Origin of the sequence: Aliiglaciecola litoralis (assembly GCF_039523355.1) — a bacterium.
Taxonomy (GTDB): domain Bacteria; phylum Pseudomonadota; class Gammaproteobacteria; order Enterobacterales; family Alteromonadaceae; genus Aliiglaciecola; species Aliiglaciecola litoralis.
In genome coordinates, this window is record NZ_BAAAFD010000002.1 from 156017 (window position 1) to 169426 (window position 13410).

A 13410-nucleotide genomic window follows, 5' to 3' on the forward strand; every position below is an offset into this window, starting at 1 on the left:
CGGCTAATTAGCCGCCACACCGCGTCCCCGCTGACACCAAAGAAAAAACAATAATCTGCAGTGTATTTTTCAAAACCCGCGCCGTTTAAATATATTTTTTCATTTAAATTCATAAAGTTAGATGGATAGTAACTCCTTGGGTCGTGAATCATCCTTAAATTGGAGTCCAATCTAACCAAAAGTTCCCCCCGCCAATCATGCGATTCATGCCATTGGTCACTCTGAGTCCCCTGCTGGTGTATAGCGCCTAGAGCCCTCTGACAAATGCGCATAACTTAAGGATGAGGCAAGTCAATTTGCCGTCCACAAAAATAATCACAGCGACGATTTGGACTCATCAGATCGAGCTAGGGAGAACAAAATGTTTACCAACTCCAAACTAGCAAATGCAGTTAGGTTTGCTTTATGCGCAACTGTTATGACGTCGTATGCGACCAGTGCAATAGCTCAAGACGTTGCGGGCGAAGAGGATGTTGAGAAAATCTCCATCACCGGTAGCCGTATTTTGGCACCGGGCGTGGAGTCATCCAGTCCGATATTTTCACTCGACTCTGAACAAATTGGCTATTTACAACAACCTGAATTCGAACGGATCATCCGTTCGTTGCCCGCCACTATCCCAGCCGATGGCGGAAACGTTAATAATGGCACTGCTGGTGCTGCGACCATTGACCTCAGAGGTCTAGGCGCGCAACGTAACTTGGTACTGCTAAACGGTAAACGTATGGTGCCATTTAATTTCAATGGCCAAGTAGATACCGCCAATATACCCACTGCGCTGATTGATCGAATAGATGTTGTCACTGGTGGTGCTTCGGCTGTGTATGGGTCGGATGCCATCTCAGGTGCGGTAAACGTTATTTTGAAGAATGATTTTCAAGGAATAGCATTAGATTTAAACCATTCCCAAAGTGGAGACAGTGATGGTGATCAAGACAACATGTCACTGACCATAGGTGCGAATTTCGATGAAGACAAAGGCAACGCCGTATTATCGATTAGCTGGATGGATCGTGATTCTGTGCTGTTAGGCGATCGCTCCCTTGGCCTATTTGGGATCAACTCGAACTCAGGCTCTGGTTATCAAGAGTTTTTAAATGGCGATGTTGCAACGCCACCACCCGCAGGGTGTGGTGGTCCAAGTGTTGTGGATATCACCGGAAGCGGCTCGACAACCGCCATCCCTACTCGATTTGAGCTAATTGGCACTGGCGTGAACGGACAATTTAGAGAAGACGGAACTATCGGTCCTAACTGTAGCTTGTTTAACTTCAACCCTTTTAACTATTACCAAACGCCAGCGCAACGCTACGGCGCGACCGCGCTGGCAAACTATGAAGTTAATGAGCACTTAGAGTTCTACTCATCGTTTAACTTCACCAATACCACCGTGGTTCAACAAGTTGCTCCTTCTGGTACCTTTGGATCAAGTTTTGACTTACCGTTATACAACCCACTCATCGGTGATCAAGCATTGGCTTTCATTCTTGATGGAGCGAATGGCGCGGTAGCTGATGGCACCTTGGTCGACGGCGGTAGCTGGACGGACGCAAACAACAATGGCGTGGTGGATACCGAAGACTCGCTGAATGTTAGATTACGGCGCAGAACACTAGAGTTGGGTGAGCGCTCTGAGCGTTACGATTCAGAATTGTGGCAAATCAATGCAGGTGTTCGTGGACTATTTTTCGGTGATTGGGATTACGATTTTTCCTATCAATACGGCGAAGCAAACCGTACCACAGTGCGTGATGGCTATACCAATCTCGGTAATATTCAAAATGCGCTGGATACTCGTGATGGCGTAACCTGTGCGGTGGGTGGAACCTGTGTGCCTATCGACTTATTTGGTGGCTTCGGCACCATCACCGATGCGGCGGCGGCCTATTCAAAAGCCATCGCATTACAACAACAAAAATACGAGCAAGAAATCATTTCACTGGTGCTAACAGGTCCAGTCGACATTATTGAACTGCCAACTGCTGGCGCTCCGCTTGCCATGAGCTTCGGTTATGAACATAGAGTTGAAACCGGTATTCTTGAGCCAGATGAATGTTTGAAAGAAACGCCCGCGTCCTGTCAAGGTGGCGCAGGGGGTAACTTACTCCCCATTAAAGGCGGCTTTAAAGTAGATGAGTTCTACTTCGAAGGTATCTTGCCTTTATTAGATGGAATGGCATTTGCTGAATCAATGGACTTGGAGTTTGGCTTCAGATCGTCTGACTTTGATACCATTGGCACTGCCGATTCATGGAAGTTTGGTTTTAACTGGCGTCCCGTTGATTCACTGCTATTACGCGTAATGACTCAACGCGCGAATCGCGCTCCCAATGTGGGTGAAATCGCCTCACCAGTGACATCTGGACTGGATAACGCTGTCATCGACCCTTGTTCGGTCGCCAACGCCGGAAACATAGATGCAACCCTAACCCAGCTATGTATTTCAACCGGTATGACAGCGGCACAAGTCGGTGTGATCCCCGATATTATCTCGGGCCAAATTAACACCTTTAACGGCAGTTCACCGACCAATCCACCGGGTCCTGAAGAAGCGGACACCTTTACCGCAGGCTTTGTTTGGACACCTGACTTTGATTGGGCCAACGATTTTACCTTCTCTGTGGATTATTACGATATCGATATTTCGGGGATTATCGGCAACTTCTCAGCTCAGGAAATATTGGACTCGTGCTACATCAACGGCGATACCGCTGAGTGTGCCAAAATCAATCGAGTTGGTGGCGATTTAACGGGCTCCGCGGCTGGGGTGAATCAGTTTACCACTAACTTGAAGTACTTACGTGCTGAGGGGATTGAGATTGGATTCAATTTCAACCTAGACTTAGAAGATATGGGGAACCTGTCTTTCTCCGGTAACATTAACAAGTACCTGACACAGGAGTCGCAAAGCTCTGAAACCGTGCCAGTACTTGACTGTAAGGGCTATTATGGCACTAGCTGCGATCCCCTATCTGATCTGCGCTGGATCCAACGTACCACATGGCAATACGAAGACATTACCGTTTCTTTATTATGGAGACACATTAATTCGGTTGATGTTGAACCAGGCGAAAGAAGCCTCAGGTTCGAAGCGTTCAGAAGCATAGATTCATACGATTATTTCGACCTGTTTGCTAGCTACAACGTTACTGAATACGCCACTGTTACCGCCGGTGTCGACAATCTATTCGACAAAGAACCTCCGGTACTTGGCAACGACATTGGTGATACCAGCTCAAACTCAGGTAACACCTTCCCAAGTAACTATGATGTGCTTGGACGCATCTATAAGGTCGGTTTGAAATTCAAATTCTAAAGTGTGTGTGCGATACCGTGTGTTGGGGCCTTCAGGCCCCTTTTTTATTCAAGCTTGAGCACAAAGTCATCATGTGGGTTAGAGCATGGGATAGTAGGGGTGTGGGAGGCCTTACACAGGCATTTATTTAGCCCTCAAATTATCTCGGAGAAATTCACGAATCTAGAACTTATCGCTGCCTGCTGAGCAGCAAACAAAAAGCCCCAACCGAAGCTGGGGCCTAATGAATATTATTGAATCCTTTCTACGCAGATTGTTGCTTGCGTCTGCCAAAGCCAATAACTGCCAGGCCGAGGCCTAGTAGGGCTAGGATGGTGGGCTCGGGCACAGTCACATTCTCCCAGCGCAAGTTGTCGAGACCACCGACGAGGCCGTTTTCCCCTGACGTCTCAAGTATATTTATGCGTGAAATGCCTCCCGCATGTTCCCAGCCCGCAAAGAACGAATCTTGTGTCCCTAAGTCAGTTCCACTAACGGTGCCGAGTAAGCTAAGAGCAGTATCATAAAAGCTAACCGTGTAGGTAGCGGGCCCTATCCAGACATCCATTCCTACTCGACTAAAAGCTGTCGCCAAATCAATCGTAATATCTGTAATGCCTGCGTTATCAGTCAATACATCGGAGGCAAAGATTACACGCCAACCTGGGCCCCCAGACCCCGTACTGTTCTCAGAAAATGTGTTATTACCAAGGGTAAAAGCACCAGGGGCGGGAGCGGTCAGATTAGTAAAAGTTTCGATACTTTCTCCTCCGGAAAATGCTCCGAGCAAAATTGGCCCAGCGTGCAACGGTCCTGCGAGCATAATTGCAACACCGGCGACAATAAGTCTTAACAATCTAATCTGTTTCATATCTGATCTCTCAATTTTTGGGTGATAAAAATTTTCTTTTAGCCGGCGGTACCGGCGCGCGCATGCAGTAATTCATTAAGTTTTACTTCACTTCCTAAAATATAAGCAAAAGCCTAGCCAATCTTATAACTCTATATTTTTCAATTTGTTACATCAGATACCGTTTTCCCATAGAGCGAAAATGTAAAGAATCCCGACAAATCCATGGCCCCTGGCTGGGGTATAGATACCTGTGGGGTCCGAGTCGATGAAATGCCTAATTCGATTCTGATAACCAATTAATATAACTTCCTTGAATGTTGGTTTAGTGGCATTTGCTGCTATTTGGCATTAGTAATCGGAGCTGGTGTTGTTAGCACAAAGTGGAAGTTGAGCAAGTCTAACGTTAGAACTTTGAGCGACAAATAGTTTATTACAAAGCAAGAAGCAGTACTTTACAATTCAATCTGTTAAGCCCAATTTATGCAAAATAGATTATTCACTTTCGTTATTAAATTGCGATGATGAAACTTATTTTTGAAAACAAGCGAGTAAACGTTGTTTTTATCAGGAAACCTTTCAGCAATTGTTTAAAAATTGTGCTCGTAAATGAGTGTGCTAATATTGTGTTTCAATATTTCGAAATGAGGGAATAAATTTGACGTCCCTACATAGGAATTTATTTTGAAACAGGGAAAGCTGATGAAAGTACTGCTTAGTTTTACTTTATTTATCGCGTTATCTTCTGCTAACACTCAGGCAACGAACTTACCCAGCCCACAGCAACTTGAACAACACATTAAAAGTTTGGTTCCAGAGGTTGTAACAGACTCTACTCCCGGTTTCGTTGTGGGGGTGTACAGAGGTGGACAGCTTATTTATGGCAAAGGCTTTGGGCTAGCCAATCTAAGCTATAAGATCCCAAATGACATATCCCTTGTCTATAACATTGGCTCCACGACAAAGCAGTTTATTGGCTATGGGTTTGCGATGCTCCATGTACAGGGAAAGCTCGATCTGGATACGCCTGTTCATGAACTGTTGGATGATTGGCCACAGTTTGAACATACAGTAACCGTGCGTCACCTTTTGACTCATACCAGTGGATATAGAGAGGCCTACACAACATCCAACATTGTGGGGAGATATATTGGGGTTGATCGGCTTTCCAGAGAGGAATGTCTAGAGGTCATTCGACGTCAACCCAAGCTGGAATTCACGCCTGGCTCTAAGTTTGTTTATAACAGTACAGCTTGGGTAGTGCTGGCAGAAATAATGGAAAAAGTGACAGGCTCTGCAGCCGATGTATGGGTCACAGAAAATATACTTAAACCGTTGAAAATGAATGATACTCAAATTGAAACCAATGTTGGTCAAGTGATTAAAGACGGTGCTGAATCCTATTATTTATCTCCTGACGATAAACTCATAAATGCCAAGAGTAACCGCGCTATATTCGGTGCGTCAGATATTTACACCAATATAAAAGACATGGGCCAATGGTTCGCTAACTTCAAATCTGCAGAAGTGGGCAGTGAGCAGGCCAGAGAACTATTTCTAACCTCTTTTCAATTAAATAGTGGATATGATTCGCAATATGCTCTAGGGATTTTCGTCAACCAATATAAAGGGTTGAAAAGATACACCCATGGAGGTGCTCATGAAGCGTTTTTAACCCAGTTTAGTTATTTCCCAGAGCACGATTTAGGCATTTTTATCGTGTCTAACTTTGGTAGACGCAAAAGCATTTCCGATACTGATATCGCAGATTTTATGCTAGGCGACTTTATGTCTGAAGATATACAGGCTAAAAGTCTAATAACATCAACCGAAGCGGAGCTTACCCCCTTTACTGGTCTGTTTGTGTCAGATTCATATAACTCGGTAGTGAAATTAGGTGTCAAAGATAACAGCCTGATGTGGGACGGCAAGCATCAGTTATTGCAAACAACCTCAACTTCTTTTCAAACACAATCCGGCGATTCAAACCTGACGTTTTCAGGCGATTCGGCAGAATATGACACCCTTATCCTTATAAACAGGTGGAAAACGAAGTTTAACCGCGTTGAACCATGGGAACCGACTTCAGAAGAGTTAAAGCAGTATTCAGGCAATTATTGGAGCAAGGAATTAGAGGCAGCATACGAAGTTAGCGTAGTTGACCAGAAGCTTAAAATAAATCACAGATGGGCAGATGAAATGATTTTAAAGCCCGTTACTCAGGACTTTTTTAGTAATGGTTGGCTGCATTTACGCTTTGACAGAAATGATAATAATCAAATTATGCAGATTAGCGTTAATTCCAGCAGAACTGTGGATATTATCTTGGATAAAGTAGATAAGCCTCTTTCTCGTTAAATTTATCTTTTCCGGCTGACTCATTGTTGACAATGATCAGTCGGAAACTGTTGATGGTTAAATGTCAGAAAGTTCGCTCGATATGAATAGTCAATTTACTAAATATTCATTACCAAACTTGCAAGGCTCAGCAAGTGGTATATGCATCAAAATCTAACTGCAGTTGGCAAAAGTTTGTAACAAACAACCAATGCTATGTCCTTGTCCTACCTCAGAAAACAGATCGTGGAGTAAATAATCCTGACAGTCTTGTGAACGCTCGCATCCGACGCTCAGATCTAATAAAAGTGCCTTCGTCATTGGAGGGCATCAGCTAGCTTAATAAATATTAAAACAACTTGTTTGCAAATTAGGTGTATGTCTCAAGCAGGCAAGTACACCTAGGTAATATATGTAAATACAACAATTGGCATCATAGTTCTATACCAATATCAGAGCATATTTGAGGTAAATTCTCTTCGCTAAGGCCAGCCATTAAATGTGTTAGCTTGGATAACGATACCGCAGCTCTTTTTGCTTCTGAACCATGCATGATGTCGCTTATCCATTCTTCAAAAAAGGACACTCTAGTGTAATACTCTCGAATTCCATATTTACCAACCTTGATACCAAACTCACCTCGAGAGCTTATTCCTAATACGACATAATCGTTGCCATTCTTGATAAACGCCGGACCACCACTGTCTCCACCACCGCTAATACCTTCAAGTGGTAATGCTTTATTACCACGATTGAAAACAAAAGTGAGTAACGGGCCATCGGCGGTTTCAACAACATTATTAGCTAGTCGCAGCACGCCGTTATTTTCAAGATTATCAATCGTTTGCCCCTCGATCCCCGAGCCAGTTCCACCAGCCCCAATAAAGGTGATAATTTTGCCCTGCTCGTCATCATCAAAATATATTGAAGCTGGTGCGACATGAGTAACTGGGGCTGATAGTTCCAACAATGCAAGATCGTGACTAACACCAGGAGTGTGATCAGGATGCACAAACCGCCTTTTCACAATAGCCTTTTCCCCGCCCACTAAAATCGTCGTACCGGGATCGGTACAAAATGTAGTGTGAGCAGCGGTTACGACCCAAGTGGGCGCTACCAGAGTACCATGAGCGCCATCGTTGTAAAATTGCACCAAAGGGGGAAAATCACTCCATGAGGCGGCGTATTTTTTAGGGTCTACATCATGACGCATAACAATCGCTGAAGACGGCAACGATAAAACAATTGAAAGGACTATAAAGAATATCAGTGCTACTGTTTTCATCTTTGATTACACTTGTAATTTAAAAATTTAAGCTTACCTCATACATTTTGAATTACAAGTGTAATCTTGATGTGTTTTTATCTAATCATCTTTACGGTTACGTAAACCTGCGGGGGCACAGCTAAACTTTCGGAATTAGAGCCGATGCTTTTTTAAATTGCGGCTAACGAAGCCACAATTGATGTTAGCGCTATGCTATGGGTAGTGACGAAGCGGCATAGTCGCGAAGCGCCGCTGCGTTACTGCCTAATGATTTGAAGAAACGAGTTAAGTCCCGTGTTAGCTACGTTGCTTATTTCATCAACCTAATAACACATTGTTTGAAAGGTTCTACTTTTGCACTCAATTCAGGATTGCGATCTTGAGTTCCATCTGTTAAATGCAGATCACCTGACATAGATGCTTGACCATTAGCAGTGTCTATATTTGCTTCAATGGTCATTGAAAAGTTATAACCGCTTGGAAGCAAAGATGAACACTTTTCTACGGTATTAAGAGATTCTTGCTTGCTGAAAGAATGAAACGCTAGCAATGAAGAAAGTACTGCGACTGAACCAAGATAAACTGCTTTTTTATTCATAATAATTCCTTTTTAGGTAACACATTTGATCAAAAGCTATGACTGTAAATAGCGCCTAAAGTTCTGTAACTAACAGTTAAATGATGGGAATATGCGAGGTCAATGTCGATAAAATCAGTGTCGACGAAACATCTGCTTAAGGAGTGTTGTTATTGGTATAGTGAATTTACCTAAAAGCCGCATTTCGCTTGATGCTGAAAATATAATAGATAGCATCTGCTACAAAGGGCGTTAATAATCAGTCTTAGTCTTAGCCATTTCCTTCCTACCACCCTATGTGCAATGACAACATCAATATGCGTTAAAAAGCCATTACACCTTGTTATACATTTCAGTTCTCGGTGGTAGGTAAGAGAAACTTTAATCCGCTATACCAAGCCAAAAGCGCAACAGTCCCGTGTGTTTCGTTTTCGAAATACTGTTGCCGAGAATTTGCGTTGGAGCTAGTAATAATAGATGCGGCGAAATCACTACCCCATTTGTAATTTGTGCGTCCTATCTCTCCGAGGTGAGCGTTATTGGCGAACGCAAAGTAAATATTGGATTGAAATTCTGGCTGCTTAAAATTAGCCTCATAGGTTGTGTTCAAATAGTTGTCGTCCCACAATGCTGTCGGATCAATGACCAAGTAGTCGGTAAAAAGTGATTGTGAATGCAGAAAAACATACGCTGCAAAAAGACCACCAAAAGATTCGCCTACCAAAACCCGTTTATCTGAAACTCTGTAAGTAGATTGAATTTTGGGGATCAGTTCTTTCTCAAGGAATAAAGCAAAAACGTTCGCTTTGCCGGTTTGCTCGAAAGTATCGAGAACGCGCCCGTTAAAAGTCCACTGAGTTAGCGTGGAAGGCGTCAAATCTCTTGAGCGGTTGGTATTTGGAATGGCAATAACAATGGCTTGTTGAACTTGGCTACCAAGTGTTTCGGTACTTAATGACTCTAAAACACCCACTAAGCCTTTGAATCTATGTACATCACCGTCCAATAAATAAATGACTGGGAAAGTGTTCTCGCTGGCATGATAAGCAGGAGGCAAGTACACCATATAAGGTCGGTTTTCGTTTAGGATCGCCGACTCCACTGAGGACGCGATCCCTAACTCTATTGATTCAGATGCAAAGGTATCTGATACAAAACAGAAAAATAGAAGAATACCGGTAACTATTTTCACGTTAACTTCCCTGACAGATAAAACGCCCAACGAATTTGTAACCAAAGCAGGAGGGCGATTTGCCTCGCAAATGGCATGACGGATTTGCTGATCCGTAATTTAGTCGCTTATTAACCATTTTGTATTGTGTAATTGCTATTCTAGTCGCTCAGTTGACCAAGAGTCTGAGCTACTCCGCTTGATAAGCAAATCGAGGCATTGACTGGCCATTAATGTTCACCGACTCGGTGAACATTTCTAAGGGTCTAACCCACAACCCCTGCTCACCATAAAGCGGTCTATAAACCACTAAATAACTTTCATCTTCAAAATGCTGTGCCACGCCAATAACCTCATAGTCATTGCCTTTATAGTGTCTATATTTGCCTGTGGGGATCATTGATTACTCTCTACCTTGGTATGTTGATGATTAACATGCTTTCTACGGTATGTCTGCCAGATTAGTAGCACGGCATGTGCAACAATTATGCTTACGCTAATTAGCATTAAGCCTTTCCAACCAAATTGAAACAACATGGCACCGGCTCCTAATGCAGCGACGCCTTGCGCACTGAAAACGGCAAATTCATTAATGCTCTGCACTCGAAATTTTTGTTGTTCATTATGGGTTTGAGGCAACAATACAGTGCCGCCTAAAAATAGAAAATTCCAGCCAATCCCGAGTAGAATAAGTGCAACCCAGTAGTTCGCCAAATGATTTCCTTGTGACGCGACCATGATAGTAATCATAAAGATAACTAATCCTAAGGCTATGACTCTGAATACCCCGAGTTTGGATATCAACCAACCGCTGAATAACGACGGTAAGTACATCGCCAGTATATGACTTTGGATCACCCATTTGGCCTGCTCCAAGCTATGGTATTCATTAACATGCATGTGCACTGGTGTTGCGGTCATAATAAAGCTCATTAAAGCATAGCCCACGACCGACGCAGAGACTGCGATGATAAACATGGGGTTGCTCAGTACCGACGATATATCCACTTTATGATTAATCGGTATAGTCGGCCGAATATGAGTTTCTTGCATAAACGAAAATAAAATGGCGCACATACCACATAACATGGCCATCAACAGAAATGATCCAACAAAAGGTGTGCTAGTGAAATTACTTCCTAGGGTCACCATCTCTGGGCCGAGCACCGCAGCTGCCAATCCACCGAGTAACACCGTAGAGGCAGCTTTAGGTGCCCGTTCAAAGTCCACCGACTCCATAGCGGCAAAACGGATCTGCTGAAAACCTGAAACGGCGATACCGAGAATAAAAGACGCACCTAGAAACAACGGGAAGTTCATCCAGTAAACACTTAATGAAGCTAGCAATGCTGATGCACAAGCAAGTAACGCCACGCCAACAAATACCGGTTTTCGCCCCACTTTACCCATAGTACGAGTTACCGGCACCACCCCCACTGCCGTGCCCACGATCATCAACGCAACCGGCATGGTTGACAAACTAGCATTCGAAGCAAGTTGAGCACCTAACACGCCACCAATTAACACCATCATCGCGCCAGCACTCATAGCTAGCGCCAGAATGAGTGTTAATAGCCAAACATTGCGTGGAAGGGTGAACATAAAGCCTCGTGTGATAAGCAATCGATTAAAGGATGCAAATGTAGCACAACGACGATTTAAAACAGCAGCGTTCGTCTGCAACATTGGCAACTTGGCCGATTCGACAATTTTATGAACTCCCTTTGAAAGCAGTTCAAAATGACATTTCCCTGTTTGAGTAGAAAGGTGAAAGGAGCGTGATTGAGGAGCGCTTACTATTGAGAGTGCAGGTTACGTATCTAATTCAGTTTCCGAGCCATCTTCAAGGTCCTCAACAACCACTCGATTACGGCCCGCGACCTTGCCCATATACAAGCGTTTATCGGCACATCTCAGCGCTTCACTCATATTGATCGCCTCGCTAGGCACAAGGCATACACCAATAGTTAGAGTGACTTCACAGGCAAGTTTGTCGATCACTTCCTGATATGAGTCGAACAAATTTGATTGCAAACGATGCGCAAAAACACTCGCACTTATTTTGTCCGTGTCGGGTAAAATAATGGTAAATTCTTCTCCACCAAAGCGGCAGGCAATATCCATGTCGCGAGCGGATTGAGCAATGACTTGCGCCACAAATTGCAAAATTCTATCACCCTCTTGGTGGCCAAATTGATCGTTTACTTGCTTGAAATGATCAATATCCACCATTAACACTGCTAATGGTCGCTGAGTCCGAATAGCCTTTGCTATTTCTTTGGGCAAGCACTCGTTTAAATACCCTCGGTTATACAAACCAGTTAACGGGTCCCGAAGCGACGTTTCGCGAAGTTGCTCGTATTTTTGACGATAAGTTAAAAAGCTAAGGGTATCTGAGATATTGCTTTCGCCTTCGGGGTCGGGGTCGGTGCGATTCAAAGACAGTGATATCTTATGCGATAGGTAACCATATAGCATTAGCGAATATAAAGCCGCCATCAATAGTTTGCCGACCAATGACGAATTTAATAGGGTTAAATATTGGGGATTGTCATAAAATGCCAGACTAATAAATAAGATTGAATCGAGAATCAAGACAAATGCCATAGATGCATAAATTCGAATAAACAAATTTTGCACATAACGGCCTAAATATTCATAGGTTAAAATAACCAGAAAGACATCGAATGCCAGCACCAAAGTGCCGATGAACAAAATACGAGGTTGATAAACAAGTATTGCATTTGACATCTCAACCATTTCAGCGGCAGGTAAACCGGTAGGGTGGATACCAATTAGCAATGTAAACAGGCTTAATGTGATGTTGGCGAAAATCAGCCCGTACACTAGGTTTCGTGACTCTTCTATGCCCTCTTCAATGTATACCAGCAAAATCGCAAATAGGCCTGCGGTGAATAGAACGGCAGACCCCGGACTGACCATAACGCCAGGAAACAGCTCGAAATACAAAAAAGACGCCAAGGAGGTTTGCATGTGCTGAAACACACCCAGCGAAATATATAAGGTGGCAATGCCGAATTTATTACGCAATTGAAATAGCGAAATAATAAACAGGCCGACCATAGCGGCTTCGGCTAAAAAGAAGAATAATTGAGTGAAATATTGCATAAAAACCAGCTTATATGATTGCGTTTATTTTTGCGATAAAACTGTTGAAAGTCAGCCAATTTTTTTGTTATTTCAACCTGATACTTTCAAAAATGGAGTTCGACAAGATTCAAACGGTGAATTGAAAACGACTAAACTTTTTGTTTAATTGAGACGCTCCCACCTTAAGCCAGCTCAGGTAGTATAATCATCTGAGGTACTTTTGTTTTTTTAAGCTTTCTTCTAAGCTCTTTAATAATAGTAATGACCATCAGTTTATGTTTCGCCAAACCACAGTATAGGAATTTTGAACATTTTAACTTTAGAAGAAAAACAACAGATCACACTATCGTTTAGTCTATTAAAAAACGCAAAGACCAACATCGCTAAGAGCTTTTACGATAATCTGTTTGAAATGGCCCCGTTAGTGAAGCCAATGTTTACTAGTGAACGCGAAACCATTGAAAACCACTTTTATGAATTGATTAACTCAGCAGTAGACAATATCAACAATTTTTCCGCAATAAGGCCCCACCTTTTCGACTTAGGGTACCAACATAAAGCCTATGGCGTGCGTGAACATCATTTTACTGTAGTGAAAGCAGCTTTTATTCTATCCATCCAATACAACCTCAAAGGGCAGTTTCATGATGCGTTGGAAGTGGCTTGGTCGAAATATTTTGATGAACTATCCCAAGTGATGATTGAAGGACTAAGATCGCACAAATAGAACATTATATTTTATGTAAACTACGCCGTAGTTTTTTAGATTTTAACCGTGTGGGTGAATACTCAAATTGTGAAC

At 43.1% G+C, this 13410-nt stretch carries 10 protein-coding genes; 3 read left to right on the top strand and 7 right to left on the bottom strand.

What is annotated here, in order from left to right; translation table 11 throughout:
- Window positions 1-418: 418 nt before the first annotated feature.
- Window positions 419-3316, top strand: a complete 2898-nt coding sequence (locus ABD036_RS04355; RefSeq protein ID WP_343856879.1) for a TonB-dependent receptor domain-containing protein — start codon at window positions 419-421, stop codon at window positions 3314-3316.
- A gap of 244 nt (window positions 3317-3560) precedes the next feature.
- Here ABD036_RS04355 and ABD036_RS04360 read toward each other — a convergent pair whose 3' ends face one another.
- Complete coding sequence (locus ABD036_RS04360) at window positions 3561-4166, bottom strand: PEP-CTERM sorting domain-containing protein (RefSeq protein ID WP_343856881.1); 606 nt, start codon at window positions 4164-4166, stop codon at window positions 3561-3563.
- A 681-nt stretch (window positions 4167-4847) separates the two neighbouring features.
- Here ABD036_RS04360 and ABD036_RS04365 point away from each other — a divergent pair.
- Window positions 4848-6503: a serine hydrolase domain-containing protein gene (locus tag ABD036_RS04365; RefSeq protein ID WP_343856883.1), complete on the top strand. Its 1656-nt coding sequence runs from the start codon at window positions 4848-4850 to the stop codon at window positions 6501-6503.
- A 412-nt stretch (window positions 6504-6915) separates the two neighbouring features.
- On the opposite strand, the gene ABD036_RS04370 is transcribed toward ABD036_RS04365, so the two are convergent.
- The 6 genes from ABD036_RS04370 to ABD036_RS04395 all read right to left on the bottom strand — a co-directional run bounded on the left by ABD036_RS04370 (window position 6916) and on the right by ABD036_RS04395 (window position 12626).
- A complete protein-coding gene (locus ABD036_RS04370; RefSeq protein ID WP_343856885.1) occupies window positions 6916-7767 on the bottom strand; it encodes a S1 family peptidase in 852 nt (283 codons plus the stop codon).
- Window positions 7768-8059: 292 nt separating this feature from the next.
- Window positions 8060-8347: a hypothetical protein gene (locus tag ABD036_RS04375; RefSeq protein ID WP_343856887.1), complete on the bottom strand. Its 288-nt coding sequence runs from the start codon at window positions 8345-8347 to the stop codon at window positions 8060-8062.
- A 331-nt stretch (window positions 8348-8678) separates the two neighbouring features.
- Window positions 8679-9518, bottom strand: coding sequence for an alpha/beta hydrolase (locus ABD036_RS04380; RefSeq protein ID WP_343856889.1), 840 nt, complete (start codon window positions 9516-9518; stop codon window positions 8679-8681).
- A 169-nt stretch (window positions 9519-9687) separates the two neighbouring features.
- Complete coding sequence (locus ABD036_RS04385) at window positions 9688-9897, bottom strand: DUF1653 domain-containing protein (protein WP_343856891.1); 210 nt, start codon at window positions 9895-9897, stop codon at window positions 9688-9690.
- Window positions 9894-11099 (bottom strand): MFS transporter, encoded by a 1206-nt coding sequence (locus ABD036_RS04390; RefSeq protein WP_343856893.1) that lies wholly within the window; start codon window positions 11097-11099, stop codon window positions 9894-9896. The genes ABD036_RS04385 and ABD036_RS04390 overlap by 4 nt, the downstream gene beginning before the upstream one ends.
- Before the next feature lie 210 nt (window positions 11100-11309).
- Window positions 11310-12626 carry a GGDEF domain-containing protein gene (locus ABD036_RS04395; RefSeq protein ID WP_343856895.1) on the bottom strand — a complete coding sequence of 439 codons (1317 nt, stop codon included), beginning with the start codon at window positions 12624-12626 and terminating at the stop codon, window positions 11310-11312.
- A 286-nt stretch (window positions 12627-12912) separates the two neighbouring features.
- On the opposite strand from ABD036_RS04395, the gene ABD036_RS04400 reads away from it, so the two are divergent.
- Window positions 12913-13335, top strand: coding sequence for a globin domain-containing protein (locus ABD036_RS04400; RefSeq protein ID WP_343856898.1), 423 nt, complete (start codon window positions 12913-12915; stop codon window positions 13333-13335).
- Window positions 13336-13410: the final 75 nt, after the last annotated feature.

Excerpts from the sequence above, each read along its gene's own strand:
- ABD036_RS04360 (WP_343856881.1), bottom strand. The coding sequence starts at position 4,166 with ATGAAACAGATTAGATTGTTAAGACTTATTGTCGCCGGTGTTGCAATT.
- ABD036_RS04355 (WP_343856879.1), top strand. The coding sequence starts at position 419 with ATGACGTCGTATGCGACCAGTGCAATAGCTCAAGACGTTGCGGGCGAA.
- ABD036_RS04395 (WP_343856895.1), bottom strand. The coding sequence starts at position 12,626 with ATGCAATATTTCACTCAATTATTCTTCTTTTTAGCCGAAGCCGCTATG.
- ABD036_RS04370 (WP_343856885.1), bottom strand. The coding sequence starts at position 7,767 with ATGAAAACAGTAGCACTGATATTCTTTATAGTCCTTTCAATTGTTTTA.
- ABD036_RS04365 (WP_343856883.1), top strand. The coding sequence starts at position 4,848 with ATGAAAGTACTGCTTAGTTTTACTTTATTTATCGCGTTATCTTCTGCT.
- ABD036_RS04385 (WP_343856891.1), bottom strand. The coding sequence starts at position 9,897 with ATGATCCCCACAGGCAAATATAGACACTATAAAGGCAATGACTATGAG.
- ABD036_RS04390 (WP_343856893.1), bottom strand. The coding sequence starts at position 11,099 with ATGTTCACCCTTCCACGCAATGTTTGGCTATTAACACTCATTCTGGCG.
- ABD036_RS04375 (WP_343856887.1), bottom strand. The coding sequence starts at position 8,347 with ATGAATAAAAAAGCAGTTTATCTTGGTTCAGTCGCAGTACTTTCTTCA.